Here is a 15,059-nt window from a genome sequence, read left to right as displayed (position 1 = left end):
CCGCCACGCCGGGCCGCGCCCGCACCTCCAGCCTACGGGACCCCTCCTCCCCCGAATCCGGAATCGACCGCACCCGCTATCAGGCGAAACACCCTGTTATGACCCAACTCCCTTACGGCCACGCCCCGGTGACGTTCCGCCAGAAGTCTTGATGTGTGCGCGCCATTGACGGGACCCTGTCATTCGGCGCTCACCCCACGGACACCCCGGAGCGCCACCCTGGCCTGGCCCGGAACGGCCAACATCCCCCCACCTCAAGGGAGTTCGCATGTCAGGCGTCTACGCGCGTCGACGCACCGCCGCGCACCGCAGCCCTCTCCTCAGCCCCCGCCGGATCGCCGTGCTCGCCTCGGCCGCCGGACTCGTCACGGCCACCGCACTGCTGACCGGCACGCCCGCACAGGCCGCCCCGCCGACCCCGGTCGACGCGGCCACCGCCCGGACGTACCTGGGGCAGCTGACCGAGCGGGCCGAGGGATCGTCGGACGGATACAGCCGCGAGAAGTTCCCGCACTGGAGCACCCAGGAGGGCGCCTGCAACACCCGCGAGGTCGTCCTGAAGCGCGACGGCGAGAACGTCGAGCAGGACTCCAGCTGCGCGGCCACGTCGGGCAGCTGGTTCTCCGAGTACGACGGGGCGACCTGGACGGCGTCCGGCGACGTCGACATCGACCACCTCGTCCCGCTCTCCGAGGCCTGGAAGTCCGGGGCCTCGTCCTGGACCACGGACCGGCGCGAGGGCTTCGCCAATGACCTGACCCGGCCGCAGCTGATCGCCGTCACCGACAACGTCAACCAGTCCAAGGGCGACCGGGACCCGGCGGAGTGGCTGCCTCCGGAGTCCTCGTACAACTGCATGTACGCCCGGATGTGGGTGGACGTGAAGCACCACTACGACATGACCGTGGACAGCGCCGAGAAGCAGGCCCTGGAGGGCATCCTCAACGGTTGCTGACCTGCAACAGTCGGAACCTCCCCGCTCCCCTCCGTCGTTCCGTACCGTACGGGGACGACGGAGGAGAGTGATCGGATGGCCGGGCTGCGCCTGGGACCGCTGCTGCGCTATGTGGACGGGTCGACGGCGACCGTGTGGGTCGAGTCGGACCGGCCGTGCACGGCCGAGGTGCGCTGCGCCGACGGCGCGAAGGGCTCGACGCACACGTTCCGGATCGCCGGCCACCACTACGCCCTGGTCCCGGTCGAGGGCCTGGAGCCGGGCACGGAGACGGCGTACGAGGTGCTCCTCGACGGCCACCGTGTCTGGCCGCTCGACGCCTCGCCCTTCCCGCCCTCCACGATCCGCACGCCTGCGGAACCGGCCGAGGAGGTGCGGGTCTCCTTCGGCTCCTGCCGGTGGGCGATCTCACCGACCGGCGAGAAGGACCCGATGGGCCCGGACGCCCTGGACACCCTGGCCGTCCGGCTCGCCGCCGCCCCGCAGGCGCAGCGGCCCGACGTCCTGGTGCTGCTCGGCGACCAGGTGTACGCGGACATGGTCTCGCAGGCGACCCGGCAGTGGCTCGCCGAACGCCGCGACCTGAACGAGCCTCCGGGCGACCAGGTCGCGGACTACGAGGAGTACGCCCACCTCTACGACGAGTCCTGGCTCGACCCGGAGGTGCGCTGGCTGCTCTCCACGGTGCCCAGCTGCATGATCTTCGACGACCACGACGTGATCGACGACTGGAACACCAGCGCCGCCTGGGTCGCCGAGATGCGGGCCACGCCGTGGTGGAACGAGCGCATCCTCAGCGGCCTGATGTCGTACTGGGTCTACCAGCACCTGGGCAATCTCCCGCCGTCCGAGCTCGCGTCCGACCCGGTGTACGCGGCGGTCCGCGCGAGCGCCGACGGTACGGACGCGCTGCGCGCCTTCGCCACCCGCGCGGACGCCGACCCGGCGAGCACTCGCTGGAGCTACCGGCGCGACTTCGGCCGCGTGCGCCTGCTGATGGTGGACACCCGGGCGGCGCGGGTCCTGGACGAGTCGGGGCGCGCGATGCTCGACGCGGACGAGGCCCACTGGCTGCGCGACCAGGCCCTGGACGCGCCGGGCTCCTACGACCACCTGCTGATCGGCACCTCGCTGCCCTGGCTGCTTCCGCACCTCGTGCACGACGTGGAGGGCTGGAACGCGGCCCTCGCGCGCGGTGAACGCGGCCCGCGCTGGGCCAGGTTCGCGGAGGACCTGCGCCGCCGCAGCGATCTGGAGCACTGGCCGGCGTTCCCCGAGTCGTTCGCCGCCCTGACCGACCTGATCGCCGAGGCGGGCAGCGGCCCCGACGCCCCGGCCTCCGTCTGCGTCCTCTCCGGCGACGTCCACCACGCGTACCTGGCGGAGCCGACCTGGCCGCGCGGCGAGGGGCCGCGACCGGACGTGCGGGTGCTCCAGCTGACCTGCTCGCCGATGCACAACTCCATCCATCCGGCGATACGGCTCGGCTTCCGCTTCGGCTGGAGCCGGGTCGGGCGCGCCCTCGGCCGCCGCTTCGCCCGGCACGGCCGCACGGCCCGCGCGAAGGTCGACTGGCGCCGGACGGACGGCCCGTGGTTCGGCAACCACCTCATGACGCTGACGCTGCGCGGCCGTTCGGGAACCCTCGCCCTCGACCGGGCCCGCCCGGTGCGGGGTGGCTCCGCACGCCTGGAGAGGGTGCGGGACTCGGCCATCTCGACGTGAGCCGGCGGCTGTCCGTACGTGACGGGGCGAGCCCTTCTGCGTGACGAGACTCCGGTACGCCCTTACGGGACGGGGTGTGCGGGCGTGTGTGGGGCTGGTGGCGCCTGTGGCGGAGGGGGTGTGTGGGTGGCGTGATCCGGCCCACACCGGTGGGGGTTGGCTCGTCCAGGGGTTCGACAGATCCGGATCCGGCGGCATGATGAGCCGGACGATCCGCTTCCAGGACACGGGTGGCGGTGGTCGCAGGAGCCACATTTCGCCCATCCGCCCCGGGAGTTGCACCTTTGTCCGCGACTGCACATCTCTCCGTCGCCGTCGTCGGCGCGGGGCCGCGTGGCACCAGCGTCCTGGAACGGCTGTGTGCGTCGGCCTCGGAACTCCTGCCTCCGGGCGCCCGGCTCACGGTGCACATGGTGGATCCGGCTCCGCCCGGCGCGGGGCAGGTGTGGCGGGCCGCGCAGTCCGACGAGCTCCTGATGAACACCGTCGCCTCCCAGGTCACCCTCTTCACGGACCCGAGCGTGACCTGCGAGGGACCGATACGCCGGGGGCCGAGCCTGTACGAGTGGGCCTCCGCGCACCCCGAGACGCTCGACGGCACACGGCCGGGCGGCGACTCCTCGGAAGAGCGGCGGCCCCTCGGCCCTGACGACTACCCGACCCGCGCGCGGTACGGCCGTTACCTGGAGTGGGTCTTCGCCGAGGTGCTGCGCCGGGCCCCCGAACAGGTCCGCGTCGAGGTCCACCGGGCCCGCGCGGTCCGGCTCACGGAAGCGGCGGACCCGGCCGGTCCGACGGCCGGCGCCCCGCAGCTCCCCCGACAGCGCCACGACGACGGCCCCCCGCCGGGCCCCCTCGACCCCGGCGGCCAGCGCCTCACCCTCTCCGACGGCACCGAACTGACCGGCCTGCACGCCGTCGTCCTCGCCCAGGGCCACCTCCCGGCCACCCCCGGACCGGCACAGCGACGGCTCGCGGACCACGCGCGGCGCCACGGTCTGCGCTACGTCCAGCCCGCCAACCCGGCCGACCTCGACCTGTCCGCGCTCGAACCCGGCGCCCCGGTACTGCTGCGCGGGCTCGGCCTCAACTTCTTCGACCACATAGCCCTGTTGACCTCCGGTCGTGGCGGCCGCTACGTGCCCGGACCGCGGGGCGGCCTCAGCTATCTGCCCTCGGGCCGGGAGCCGAGGCTGTACGCGGGTTCGCGGCGCGGCGTCCCGTACCAGGCGCGCGGCGACAACGAGAAGGGCGCGTACGGCCGGCACGAACCGCTCGTGCTCACCGGCACCGTGATCGAGGGCTTCCGCAAACGCGCCGCCGACGGCGATCCGCCGGACTTCCTGGCCGAGATCTGGCCCCTGGTCGCGAAAGAGGTCGAGACGGTCCACTACGAGGCGCGGCTGCGCGCCGCCGGCCGGCCCACCGAGCCGTTCCGCGAGCGCTTCCTCGGCTCGGCGCACGGCTCGGACCAGGAGGCGGACGTGCTCGACGCGTTCGGTTTCGACGCGGCCGGGCGCTGGTCCTGGGAGCGGATCGCCCGCCCGTACGACGGGGTGGAGTTCGGCGGGCCGGAGGACTTTCGGGCCTGGCTGCTCGGGCATCTGCGCGAGGACGCCGCGCAGGCCGCGCTCGGCAATGTGTCGGGCCCGGCCAAGGCGGCGCTCGACGTGCTGCGTGATCTGCGCAACGAGCTGCGCCTCGTCGTGGACCACCGGGGCATCGGCGGGCGGTCACGACGCGAGCACCTGGACCGCTGGTACACGCCCCTGAACGCGTTCCTGTCCATCGGCCCGCCGCGCCGCCGGATCGAGGAGATGACGGCGCTCGTGGAGGCGGGCGTGCTGGAGGTGGTCGGCCCGCGCATGGAGGTGCGTGCCGAGGCGGACGGGTTCGTGGCGCACTCCCCCGATGTTCCCGATTCCTCGGTGCGCGCCACGACGCTGATCGAGGCCCGCCTTCCGGAAGCGGATCTTCGGCGTACGGGTGATGCGCTGCTCGCGGAGCTGTTGAGGGCGGGGGGCTGCAGGCAGCATGTGGTCGACGGCTACGAGACCGGCGGCCTCGATGTGACACCTCGCCCGTACCGGGTCGTGGACCGTGGCGGCCGACCGCATCCCCGGCGGTTCGCGGTGGGCGTCCCCACGGAGGGCGTGCACTGGGTGACCGCGGCGGGAGCGCGACCGGGGGTCGACTCGGTGACCCTCTCGGATGCGGACGCGGTGGCACGCGCGGTGTTGCGCACCGCTTCGGGCGCGGAGGCGGGGCCCCAGGCGGAAGCGGGGCCCCAGGCGGAAGCGGAATCTCCGGCTGGGGCGGCGGCGGGGCGCGGCGAACGACCGAATGTTGAACTTGCAAGTATTGATTAGGTCTGCCTAACCTGTGGCCTCCGATCGGTTGCCGTCCCCTGACCGAACGAAGGAGTCCCCCATGAACGACCGCCTCAACAGCGCACAGCCGTACGCCCTGGGGCTGTTCCGCATCGTGACCGGCCTGCTCTTCACCTGCCACGGCGCCGCCAAACTCTTCGGCGTCCTCGGCGAGAAGACGACCGACCCGATCAGCTGGCCCAGCGGTTTCGCCGGGTTGATCGAGCTGGTCTGCGGCGCCCTGGTGACGATCGGCCTCGGCACCCGCCCGGCCGCGTTCCTCGCCTCCGGCTCGATGGCGTACGCCTACTTCTCCGTGCACCAGTCCATGGGACTGTGGCCGCTGGAGAACAGCGGTGAGAGCGCCGCGATGTTCTGCTGGGCCTTCCTGCTGCTCGTCTTCACCGGCTCCGGCGCCTTCGGTCTCGACCGGCTGATCGGCCGCGGCAGCACCACGGCCGACAAGTCCGGCCGGACCGAGGCCGACCTCACGCCCGCGTAGGCGCGAACGGCACGCTGAAGCACGCCAACCGGTCTCCTGCACCGCCCTGTTCGCGGTGCAGGACGACCGAGGCGGCCTCCCCGGGACGGAACTCCCACCCCTGCCGGGCGGCCGCGTACCCGCTGCCGCGCCCGTCCGTGGTGAAGTCCAGCCACACCTCGTTGCGCGGATTCACATACGCCGGGTTCGTGGAGGGCTGCACCGGGTCCTTGCGGTGCTGGTAGTGACCGCCCGCGTCCTCGGGCCGCGGGCCGCACGGCTTCTGATGGACGTGCACGCCGTACGCCCGGTTCGCCTTCAGGCCGTCGACCTGCAGCGTCACGAGGTTGCCCGCGTCCCGCGCGACCTGGACCACCCTGATGTGCGCGCCCGCCGGCACCAGCTTCGTGTCGTACGTCTTCGCGTCGGACTCGATGAACGCGCTCGGCGGCGCGAAGTCCGCCTCGGCACGCACCACTTCGGCATCGCCCGCAACCGGGCCACCCCCCGTCATCAACACCGCCGCCGCGCTCACCGCGGCAACCATCCCTGCCACCATCGCCCTGCTCCTCACCCTCACGCGCTCGTTCTCGTTCCGTACTTCTCGTTCGTACGGGAAGCCGGCGCCGCGTGCCGCACCAGGAGCGGCACGCGGGTGAACGCTCGCCGAGGCGTACGACGGGCGGGAGAGGCACCCGCCGGAATCCTCCCGAAGTGCCAGGCGTACGCTGTACAGCTGTCTGACAGGCCGCCCCTGCCGCTCCCCGCGACACAGCGGCGCAGCTTCTGTGCAGGCCCTCCGGGGAGTAGGCGAGTAGGGGAGTACGGGTGCTCGAGAGTGTGGGGTCGCTGACCGGCAGCCCCTGGATCTATGCCGTGGTGGCGGCCTCCATCGTCCTCGACGTCTTCCTGCCGCTGCTGCCCAGCGGGCTCCTGGTGATCACGGCCGCCACCGCCGCGGCCGCGGGCTCCGGCGCCGCGGGCGCCGCCGCCGATCGGATGGCGCATCAGGTGCCCGACCTGCTGATGCTCGGCGCCTGCGCGGCCCTGGCCTCCGTGGTCGGCGACCTCGCCGCGTACCGCGTCGCCTGGCGTGGCGGCGAGCGCCTCGACCGGGCGATCTCCCGCTCACGCCGCCTCACGGCTGCACAGGAACGCCTCGGCGCCGCGCTCGCCAAGGGCGGTGGCGTGCTCGTCGTCATCGCGCGCTTCGCGCCCGCGGGCCGCTCCGTGGTCTCGCTCGGCGCGGGCGCCACGCACCGTGCGATCCGCGAGTTCCTGCCCTGGTCCCTGGCGGCCGGGGTGACCTGGGCCGCGTACAGCGTCGGGCTCGGCTACTTCGGCGGGCAGTGGCTCGGCGCCGGCTGGCTCGCCATGGGCGTCTCGCTGCTCGCGCTCTTCGTGGCGGGCACGGGCGCGGCATATTTGGTACGCCGACCGCGCACGCACTGAACCTCTGGCCACTGGGCGTCCACCCCAGAGGCGCCCACCGCGGGGGCCCGGTCCGCTGAGGCCTTACCCGCCGATGCCCTGTCTCTGGCCGCGCACGACCAGGTCGTCGAGGAGTTCCTGCGTCGCGAGCGCCACCGCGTCCACGGCCCGGTCGAACACCTCGCGGTTGTGGGCCGCGGGCGCACGGAAGCCGGAGACCTTGCGGACGTACTGCAGGGCGGCGGCGCGCACTTCGTCCTCGGTGGCCTCTTCGGGGATGGCCGGCGGGCGGAGGGTCTTGATGCTTCGGCACATACGGACAGTCTGCAGCAACGAGGGTCGATCCGGGAACACACGTTCGGGTGAGTCTGGGGCGGCGGACCTCGCTTCCGCAATTCGAACAGGCGTAGCATTGCGGTCGTGGCTGAGACCTTTGAATTCCCCGAAGACCTCCTCGCAGGTCAGGAGGAGCTGCATCAGGTCCGGGCCGAGCTCCTGGCTCTGCTCAAGCGGCTCCCCTGGTCGGTCACGCCCCTCGACGGCTTCAGTGACATAGCCGGCTGGCGCAAGGTGGAGCGTCCCGCCTCCCCGGGCTGGAGCGCCGACGAGCAGGCGGAGGTGGAGAAACTCCGGCAGCGGGAGCGGGAGTTGGCGGTGTTCGTGACCTGCCATCGGTACTGGTACGCGTTCACCGGCCCCGAGCTCGTGGACGGCCGGATGCGCCTCAAGCACATACGGGACGAGCCGGGCGAGGCGGCAGCGGCGGGCGCGGGAGCCTGAGCGCTCAGCCCTGCTCGGACGCCTCGGGCACCCCGGGCGTCTCGGACGCCTCGGACGCCTCGGACGCCTCGGACGCCTCGGACGCCTCGGACAGTTTCCCCACGGTGGCGAGCGCTTCCGCAATCCAGCCGATCCAGAACGTCTCAAGCTCGATGCCGCCGCGCAGCACCAGATGCCGCAGCCGGTCCTCCGCACCGTCACGCCCGGCCGGAAAGTCCCGCTCCTCGATCTGCTCGTACTCCTTCAACTGCTCCTGATGCAGGGCGAGATGGCGGTTCAGCTCAACCTCCAGGCCCTGCGGGCCGACCACGGCGGCGGCGCGCATCCGCAGCAGAAGGGCGGAGCGGATCGGCTTCGGGTCCTCCTCCTTGCCGACCCAGGCCGTGAGTTCCGCACGCCCGGCGGGCAGCACTTCGTACGCCTTGCGCTGCCCCCGGGTCGGCTGCGGTGACGGCAGGGCGCGGATCAGTCCGGCGTCCTCCAGCTTGCCGAGCTCGCGGTAGATCTGCTGATGCGTCGCGGACCAGAAGTAGCCGATGGACTTGTCGAAACGACGGGTCAGTTCGAGGCCTGACGAGGGCTTCTCCAGAAGGGCGGTGAGGATGGCATGCGGGAGCGACATGTCCGCATCCTAAGGAGTACGCGCAGCAGGCCCCGGCCCCTCTCCCCAGCGGAAGAGGCGGCCTCAGACCGTCGCCGCCAGCTCCGTGCCCTGCTTGATCGCGCGCTTCGCGTCCAGCTCGGCTGCCACGTCGGCACCCCCGATGACGTGCACGGACTGCCCCACGGCAAGGAGTGCGTCGTACAGCTCGCGGCGCGGCTCCTGGCCGGCGCAGAGCACCACCGTGTCCACGTCGAGGACCTGGGTGGCACCGTCGACGCCGATGTGCAGGCCCGCGTCGTCGATCCGCTCGTAGGACACTCCGGCGAGCATCGTGACGCCGCGGTGGCGCAGTTCGGTGCGGTGGATCCAGCCGGTGGTCTTGCCGAGCCCGGCGCCGACCTTGCTCGCCTTGCGCTGCAGCAGGTGCACCTGACGCGGCGGCGCGGGCCGCTCGGGCGCGCGAAGGCCGCCCCGGTCGCGGTAGTCCATGTCGACGCCCCACTGCGCGAAGTACGTCTGAGGGTTCAGGCTCGCCTTGTCACCGCCGTCGGTGAGGAACTCCGCGACGTCGAAGCCGATGCCGCCCGCGCCGACGATCGCGACGCGCTCGCCCACCTCGGCGCCGTCCCGCAGCACATCGAGATAGCTGAGGACGCGCGGGTGGTCGACGCCCGGGATCTCCGGGGTGCGCGGGCTGACGCCGGCGGCGATCACGATCTCGTCGTACGTCGCGCCGTACGCACCGGAGGTCAGCTCCTCGGCGGTGACGCGGGTGTTCAACCGGACGTCCACGCCCCGCAGTTCGAGCTGGGTACGGAAGTAGCGGATGGTCTCGTCGAACTCCTCCTTGCCGGGGACCTTGCGGGCCAGGTTGAGCTGGCCGCCGATCTGGTCCGCGGCGTCGAAGAGTGTGACCTCGTGCCCGCGCTCGGCGGCCGACACGGCGAAGGCGAGCCCGGCGGGCCCGGCGCCGACGACGCCGATGCGCTTGCGGCGGCGGACCTCCAGGACCGGTTCGAGGACCAGCTCGGTCTCGTGGCAGGCCCGCGGGTTCACCAGACAGGAGGTGATCTGCAGGTTGAAGGTGTGGTCCAGGCAGGCCTGGTTGCAGCCGATGCAGGTGTTGATGGCCTCGGCGCGGCCCTCGCGCGCCTTGGCCACGAACTCCGGGTCGGCGAGGAACGGCCGGGCGAGCGAGACCAGGTCGGCGTGCCCGTCGGCCAGCAACTGCTCGGCGATCTCAGGGGTGTTGATGCGGTTGCTGGTGACCAGTGGCACGGACACCGCGCCCATGACCTTCTTCGTCACCCACGCGTAGGCGCCGCGCGGCACGGACGTCGCGATGGTCGGGATGCGCGCCTCGTGCCAGCCGATGCCGGTGTTGATGATCGTGGCGCCCGCGGCCTCGATCTCCCGGGCGAGGGCGACGACCTCGTCGAAGGTCGAGCCGCCCGGCACCAGGTCCAGCATGGAGAGCCGGTAGATCAGGATGAAGTCCGGCCCGACCCGCTCGCGCGTGCGCCGCACGATCTCGAGGGGGAACCGGATCCGGTTCTCGTACGAGCCGCCCCAGCGGTCGGTGCGGTGGTTGGTGGCGGAGACGATGAACTCGTTGAGGAGATAGCCCTCGGAGCCCATGATCTCGACGCCGTCGTACCCGGCCTCCTTGGCGAGCTCGGCGGCCCGCACGAAGTCCTCGACGGTCTGCTCGACCTCGTCGTCCGTCAGCTCGTTCGGTACGAAGGGGCTGATCGGCGCCTGGATCGGGCTGGGTGCGACCAGGTCCTCGTGGTAGGCGTACCGGCCGAAGTGCAGGATCTGCATGGCGATCCGGCCGCCCGCCGCGTGCACGGCCTCGGTGACGACCGTGTGCTGGGCGACCTCATCGGCGGTGGTCAGCTTGGCCCCGCCCGCCCACGGCCGGCCCGCCTCGTTCGGGGCGATCCCGCCGGTCACGATGAGCCCGGCCCCGCCCCGCGCGCGCTCCGCGTAGAAGGCCGCCATCCGCTCGAAGCCGCGCTCGGCCTCTTCGAGCCCGACGTGCATGGAGCCCATGATCACGCGGTTGGGCAGCGTCGTGAACCCGAGGTCGAGGGGCCGCAGCAGGTGCGGGTACGGGCTGGAGCCCGGGCCCTGACTCGCGGTCGGGCTCGCCTGCCGGCTCGTGCTCTGGCTCATCGGGGCCTCCTGGTGGGGTGCGGTCGAGCTTGTTGTAACCCACGGGGCGATGGTTGTGCAACAAGTTGCAAAAGAGTGTGGCGCAGCCGTCAGTGGCGGCCTGGCCGCCCAGGCATGCGGTGGCGTGTCAGTAGCGCGCGTCGTACGGCTCCACCACGCGGCGGAGCTCGCGCCCGCGGCGCGGGGACATGGCAAGCATCAGACCTTCGAGGAGGTCCCGCGCCAGATACGGATCGCCGCAGCACTCCCAGATCCGGCAGCCACCGTCGTTGTCGACCCAGAGGCGGTGGTGGGCGGTGCGCACGAACCTGGCCCAGACCAAGAGGCTGGACTCGGCGGCCCCCGGCCACAGATAGTTCCGGGACCGCTCCAGCCTGACGATCTCCGCCAGCGCCGCGGGCGAGAGCCCCGTGATCATCGATCGGGTCACGTACGGCGTGTGCGCATGAGGGCGCTGCTCGACACGGACCCGCCCCGGCCGCTTACGCGGCATGGCCCTTTCGGCAGAACGTCATGCCCCGAGCCTGCCACGACAACACCGCACCGCTCCACCGGATTTCGCCCCTCCCTCGCACACAACGAAGCGCGCCGCCGGGAACGGCGAGCCGGGTGTTTCCGACTGCGTGAACGCGAACGGCGAAGGGTCCCGCACCGTGATCGGTGCGGGACCCTTCGCTGATGTACCCGGTGGGCGCGGACGGTTTCGAACCGCCGACATTCGCCTTGTAAGGGCGACGCTCTACCCCTGAGCTACGCGCCCGGGACGAGTGGACACCTTACCCTGCCGGGGGCACTGCCCCGCAAACCAGTACGGGCGGGGGCCGGACCGCCCGGGGGCTACCCCCACCAGGGATCCGGTGGCCGCCCGGATCCCGGTGGGGCGCGCGGATTCGTACGGTCTGAGGGACCGCGGCGAAGGCGCCGCAGCGCCCCTGGGGGAGACCGACATGAGCTCCGTACCGCACGAGCCCAGCGGCCCCGCACGGCCGTCGCACTAGGCCCTGGCCGCCGTCGTCCTGGTGGGCGGGTGCGCGAGTGCCGAGAGCGAGGACGAGCCGGAGAGCCGGTCCTTCCCGCTGCAGGGGCGGACCTTGACCGTGGACTCGGACGACTCCGCGCTCGACGTCGTGGCCGCCGACGTGGACGAGGTGCGGGTCACCCGATGGTTCGACGGCAGCACCGTGCTCGGCGAGAACCCCGAGGCCACCTGGCGGATGGACGGCGACACCCTGCAACTCCGCGTGCACTGCGACGGGTTCGTCAGCGACTGCTCGGCCCGGCACCGGATCGAGGTGCCGCGCGATGCGGCCGTGCACGTGGTCAGCAAGGACGGTCGGGTGACGGCCGAAGGGTTCCGTACGGCGCTGCAGATCCGGTCCGACGACGGGCGGGTGACCGTCAAGGACTCCTCCGGGCCGCTCGAACTGGTCAGCGCCGACGGCGCCGTCGAGGCCCTGGACATCCGCTCCGCACGGATCGACGCCCGCTCCCAGGACGGCGCGGTCGCGGTGGACCTGCCGGACGGCGCGTACAAGGTGGCGGCCTCGTCCGACGACGGCTCCGTGGACGTGGGCGTGGACCGTGACGACCAGAGCACGCATGTGGTGGAGGCACACAGCGAAGACGGCAGCGTCAGCGTGAACTGAACGGCCCGTGTATTCGTCTTCTTGGGGTGGGAGAATGGCTGCCCGGCCTCAGCCGGGAGGGGATCCCAGGCCGGGCGGACGACAGCACGGGAGTGAGAAGTGACGGCGACACCACCGCAGCCGTACGCGCAGCAGGTCGCTCCTCGCCTCTCAACACGCCCACGGCGGCGCGCGGCGGCGCTGCGCGACGCGGTCGGACTCGTCCTGCTGCCGCTGCCGTTGCTCGCGGGGTTCGCCGCCGTGCTTCCGGCCGCGTTCGCCGGGGGCGGGACGCGGCGCTGGTTCGGTGGCGGCCGTGGCGAGAGCGCGCGGGCGGAGGCGCAGGCCGCCAAGGACGCGGCGGCGGCCGCGTTCTACGAACTCGACACCGCCCAGCGGGATCTGCGCATCTCGATCGAGACCATCACGGCCGTCGACAGCTCGCCCGCCGCGGGCCGGGTCGCCGCCGACTTCGACGCGCTCGGCCGCCGGATCGACGAGGTCAGCCACCGCTACATCACGGCGGTCGACGCCCACGATCTGGACCGGGACGACCTGGATGCCTCGGTCGCGAGCCGGGCGCGGGCCGAACTGACCGGCGCCAAGGACGAGTTGGCGCGCGTCAAGCAGGAGCTCGACCGGTTCGGGCAGAGCCTCGGCGCGCTGCTCGACAAGGCGGAGACGCAGCTGGCCCGCCTCGCTCCGGCGGTCGAGCGGGCCCGGCAGGCGCTGCTCGCGGCGAGCACCGCACTCGACGCGGTACGGGGCTCGGGCCTGCGGGCCGACGATCTGGCGGCCCGGCTCGCCGCGCTCGCCCCGGAGCTGACCAAGCTCAACCAGGGCGCGGGGCAGCACGGCGTGCCCGAGACCCTGCAGCGCGCCGACCGGGTGCTGCGGGACGCCGAGGCCGTACGCGCCGAGGCGGAGCGGCTGCCCGAGCGGGCCGCGGAGACGGATCGGCGGCTCGTGTCGCTGCGTACCCGCGCGCAGGCGCTGACCACGCGCTCCGCGCAGGTCGAGCCGGTGCTGAGCGAGCTGCGGCGGCGGTTCACGGCGGCCTGCTGGCAGGACCTGCAGTCGGTGCCGGAGCAGGCGGCGGAGGCGGTCAAGCAGGCCGAGCTGAAGCTGGCCGAGGCCCGTAAGGCGCGCGACGAACAGCGCTGGCCGGACGCCACCGCGCTGCTGAGCACGGTGCGGGCCCTGCTGAACTCCACGGACGAGGCGGTCTCCGCTGCGGGCGATCGGCTGCGGCAGCTGAACGCCGTGGCGAAGAACCCGGAGCAGGAGATCGAGCGGACCCGTTTCGCGATCCGGGACGCGCAGCGGCTCGCGATGGCCGGCCGCAGCACGCCCGATCCCCAGCACGCCCGCCCGCTCGACGGCGCGGTCGCCCGCCTGGAGCGCGCCGTCGGTGCCCTGGAGGAGGGCCGCCACCCCGACTACTGGCACTTCCTCACGGAGACGGAGGCGGTGCGGAACACGGTGGCCGGTGTGGTCGCCCAGATCCGGCAGGAGCGGGGCGGCGCGGGGGTGTGAGCCGGGCGCCCTGTTACCGGGCGTACTCGACGCGCCGTATCGGCGTGATCGGCGCGAAGCGCGACGTACCGGCGTACTCGACGCCCTGCACCGGCGTGGTCGACGCGACGTACCGGCGTACTCAGCGCGATGTGGCATCCGCGGCCAGGTAGGCGGATCCTGGTACTACGCGGGTGCTGATCGGTGCCCGCGACCGCAGGTCTCCGGAACGGAGCGGAGCCTCCGTCCGGAGTGAGGGCCTCCGTGCACCCGAGGGAGGCGGACATGGCCACACACGCAACGCTCCACCCCACCAGGCGGCGGATCACGCTGAACGAACACCTCCCCGTCGACCACCGCCTGAGCAAGGTCTACCGGGTCGGCGCGGGCCTCACCGGGCTCGTCCTGCTCGCGTTCGGCATTCTCGGCCTGATCGACAAGGTCGGGTTCTTCGACACCCGGGGCGACCAAGTCGCCGGTCTGAGCACCAACGGCGCGCTGAGCGTGCTGTCCATCTGCGTGGGGCTGCTGCTCCTCGCGGGCATGGTGGTCGGCGGCAACTTCGCCTCGACGCTCAACATGATCGTGGGCGTCGCGTTCATCCTCAGCGGCTTCGCGAACCTCGCGCTCCTCGACTCGGACCTGAATTTCCTGGCGTTCCGGATCCAGAACGTCCTGTTCAGCTTCGTGGTCGGCATCATGCTGATGGTCTTCGGCATGTACGGGCGGGTGGGCAGTGCGCTGCCGCACGACAACCCGTACTGGAAGGCCCGCCACCCCGGCCAGGCCGAACGTGAGGAGCGGGCGACGGACCGTGCGGCGCTGCGCACGGGCACAAGGACTCCCAGCACTTCGCCCACCTCGCCCACCCCTCCCACCTCGCCCACCTCGCCCATCTCGCCGGACAGCACGAAGACCTGAGCAGGCCCTCCCCCAGGCGCCCCCGAGCCCCGACGCCTCCGGGCCCGGCGCCGGGCACACGGCGCCACAGTCGAACTCCCCGCGGCCGGAGCCTCCGCGGGGAGTTCGCTGTGCCGGTACAGGCAGGGGCGGGGCCGAGCCGGTGTTCACCGGACTCACCCCCCGTTAACCTGGCCCCATGCCTCGCTATGACTTCCGCTGCCGGACCTGCGGTGACACCTTCGAGCTCAGCCGTCCCATGGCCGAGTCGTCCGACCCCGCCGCCTGCCCCGCCGGGCACGACGACACCGTGAAGCTGCTCTCGACGGTGGCCGTCGGCGGAACGGCCGCGTCCGGGCCCGCCCCCGCCCCCGCCCCCGCGTCCGGCGGAGGAGGCGGCTGCTGCGGCGGAGGCTGCTGCGGCTGAGGCAGCTGGGCCGGGGCTGAGGCTGCTGCGATTGCTGTGGCTGACGCACACCGCACGACGCCCTGACTT

The 15,059-nt window shown here is 72.4% G+C and carries 15 protein-coding genes and 1 tRNA gene; 10 read left to right on the top strand and 6 right to left on the bottom strand.

Going from position 1 to position 15,059, the window contains the following annotated elements:
• Positions 1–268 precede the first annotated feature (268 nt).
• From RCO28_RS02010 to RCO28_RS01995, 4 genes are all read left to right on the top strand, one after another.
• Complete coding sequence (locus RCO28_RS02010) at positions 269–955, top strand: HNH endonuclease family protein (protein ID WP_308939142.1); 687 nt, start codon at positions 269–271, stop codon at positions 953–955.
• Between the two features lie 75 nt (positions 956–1,030).
• On the top strand, positions 1,031–2,680 hold the full coding sequence (locus tag RCO28_RS02005; RefSeq protein WP_308939141.1) for an alkaline phosphatase D family protein: 1,650 nt from the start codon (positions 1,031–1,033) through the stop codon (positions 2,678–2,680).
• A 284-nt stretch (positions 2,681–2,964) separates the two neighbouring features.
• Entirely contained in the window at positions 2,965–5,049 is a 2,085-nt protein-coding gene (locus RCO28_RS02000; RefSeq protein ID WP_308939140.1) for an FAD/NAD(P)-binding protein, read from the top strand.
• Positions 5,050–5,110: 61 nt separating this feature from the next.
• On the top strand, positions 5,111–5,551 hold the full coding sequence (locus tag RCO28_RS01995; RefSeq protein WP_308939139.1) for a DoxX family protein: 441 nt from the start codon (positions 5,111–5,113) through the stop codon (positions 5,549–5,551).
• Here RCO28_RS01995 and RCO28_RS01990 read toward each other — a convergent pair.
• Positions 5,538–6,089: a superoxide dismutase family protein gene (locus RCO28_RS01990; RefSeq protein ID WP_308939138.1), complete on the bottom strand. Its 552-nt coding sequence runs from the start codon at positions 6,087–6,089 to the stop codon at positions 5,538–5,540. The two genes, RCO28_RS01995 and RCO28_RS01990, sit on opposite strands and share 14 nt — an antisense overlap.
• Positions 6,090–6,358: 269 nt before the next feature.
• Here RCO28_RS01990 and RCO28_RS01985 point away from each other — a divergent pair, with 269 nt between their 5' ends.
• The gene (locus tag RCO28_RS01985) at positions 6,359–6,982 is read left to right on the top strand and encodes a VTT domain-containing protein (protein ID WP_308939137.1); all 624 of its coding nucleotides are present in this window, start codon (positions 6,359–6,361) and stop codon (positions 6,980–6,982) included.
• Positions 6,983–7,045: 63 nt separating this feature from the next.
• Here RCO28_RS01985 and RCO28_RS01980 read toward each other — a convergent pair whose 3' ends face one another.
• A complete protein-coding gene (locus tag RCO28_RS01980; RefSeq protein ID WP_308939136.1) occupies positions 7,046–7,276 on the bottom strand; it encodes a DUF2277 domain-containing protein in 231 nt (76 codons plus the stop codon).
• Between the two features lie 105 nt (positions 7,277–7,381).
• Between RCO28_RS01980 and RCO28_RS01975 the strand changes: the two genes are divergently transcribed.
• Positions 7,382–7,741, top strand: coding sequence for a hypothetical protein (locus tag RCO28_RS01975; protein ID WP_308939135.1), 360 nt, complete (start codon positions 7,382–7,384; stop codon positions 7,739–7,741).
• A 4-nt stretch (positions 7,742–7,745) separates the two neighbouring features.
• On the opposite strand, the gene RCO28_RS01970 is transcribed toward RCO28_RS01975, so the two are convergent.
• The 4 genes from RCO28_RS01970 to RCO28_RS01955 form a co-directional block, all read right to left on the bottom strand.
• Positions 7,746–8,363: a PadR family transcriptional regulator gene (locus RCO28_RS01970; RefSeq protein WP_308939134.1), complete on the bottom strand. Its 618-nt coding sequence runs from the start codon at positions 8,361–8,363 to the stop codon at positions 7,746–7,748.
• 63 nt (positions 8,364–8,426) lie between these two features.
• On the bottom strand, positions 8,427–10,523 hold the full coding sequence (locus tag RCO28_RS01965) for an NADPH-dependent 2,4-dienoyl-CoA reductase (protein WP_308939133.1): 2,097 nt from the start codon (positions 10,521–10,523) through the stop codon (positions 8,427–8,429).
• 127 nt (positions 10,524–10,650) lie between these two features.
• Complete coding sequence (locus tag RCO28_RS01960; RefSeq protein WP_308939132.1) at positions 10,651–10,953, bottom strand: hypothetical protein; 303 nt, start codon at positions 10,951–10,953, stop codon at positions 10,651–10,653.
• 258 nt (positions 10,954–11,211) lie between these two features.
• Positions 11,212–11,283: transfer RNA gene (locus tag RCO28_RS01955), tRNA-Val, on the bottom strand.
• Between the two features lie 337 nt (positions 11,284–11,620).
• On the opposite strand from RCO28_RS01955, the gene RCO28_RS01950 reads away from it, so the two are divergent.
• The 4 genes from RCO28_RS01950 (at position 11,621) to RCO28_RS01935 (ending at position 14,990) form a co-directional block, all read left to right on the top strand.
• On the top strand, positions 11,621–12,169 hold the full coding sequence (locus tag RCO28_RS01950; protein ID WP_308939666.1) for a DUF4097 family beta strand repeat-containing protein: 549 nt from the start codon (positions 11,621–11,623) through the stop codon (positions 12,167–12,169).
• A gap of 99 nt (positions 12,170–12,268) precedes the next feature.
• On the top strand, positions 12,269–13,684 hold the full coding sequence (locus tag RCO28_RS01945) for a hypothetical protein (RefSeq protein ID WP_308939131.1): 1,416 nt from the start codon (positions 12,269–12,271) through the stop codon (positions 13,682–13,684).
• Between the two features lie 264 nt (positions 13,685–13,948).
• Positions 13,949–14,584: a DUF4383 domain-containing protein gene (locus tag RCO28_RS01940; protein ID WP_308939130.1), complete on the top strand. Its 636-nt coding sequence runs from the start codon at positions 13,949–13,951 to the stop codon at positions 14,582–14,584.
• Positions 14,585–14,762: 178 nt separating this feature from the next.
• A complete protein-coding gene (locus tag RCO28_RS01935) occupies positions 14,763–14,990 on the top strand; it encodes a zinc ribbon domain-containing protein (protein WP_308939129.1) in 228 nt (75 codons plus the stop codon).
• Positions 14,991–15,059 lie beyond the last annotated feature (69 nt).

Source organism: Streptomyces sp. LHD-70 (assembly GCF_031157275.1).
Classification (GTDB): Bacteria; Actinomycetota; Actinomycetes; order Streptomycetales; family Streptomycetaceae; genus Streptomyces.
Note: the sequence above shows the minus strand (reverse complement) of the source record. Positions and strands in the feature narration are given on the sequence as shown.

What these genes read in the sequence shown, in the direction of transcription:
- RCO28_RS02010 (WP_308939142.1), top strand. Translation starts at nt 269, where the DNA reads ATGTCAGGCGTCTACGCGCGTCGACGCACCGCCGCGCACCGCAGCCCT.
- RCO28_RS02005 (WP_308939141.1), top strand. Translation starts at nt 1,031, where the DNA reads ATGGCCGGGCTGCGCCTGGGACCGCTGCTGCGCTATGTGGACGGGTCG.
- RCO28_RS01995 (WP_308939139.1), top strand. Translation starts at nt 5,111, where the DNA reads ATGAACGACCGCCTCAACAGCGCACAGCCGTACGCCCTGGGGCTGTTC.
- RCO28_RS01990 (WP_308939138.1), bottom strand. Translation starts at nt 6,089, where the DNA reads ATGGTGGCAGGGATGGTTGCCGCGGTGAGCGCGGCGGCGGTGTTGATG.
- RCO28_RS01980 (WP_308939136.1), bottom strand. Translation starts at nt 7,276, where the DNA reads ATGTGCCGAAGCATCAAGACCCTCCGCCCGCCGGCCATCCCCGAAGAG.
- RCO28_RS01970 (WP_308939134.1), bottom strand. Translation starts at nt 8,363, where the DNA reads ATGTCGCTCCCGCATGCCATCCTCACCGCCCTTCTGGAGAAGCCCTCG.
- RCO28_RS01965 (WP_308939133.1), bottom strand. Translation starts at nt 10,523, where the DNA reads ATGAGCCAGAGCACGAGCCGGCAGGCGAGCCCGACCGCGAGTCAGGGC.
- RCO28_RS01940 (WP_308939130.1), top strand. Translation starts at nt 13,949, where the DNA reads ATGGCCACACACGCAACGCTCCACCCCACCAGGCGGCGGATCACGCTG.
- RCO28_RS01935 (WP_308939129.1), top strand. Translation starts at nt 14,763, where the DNA reads ATGCCTCGCTATGACTTCCGCTGCCGGACCTGCGGTGACACCTTCGAG.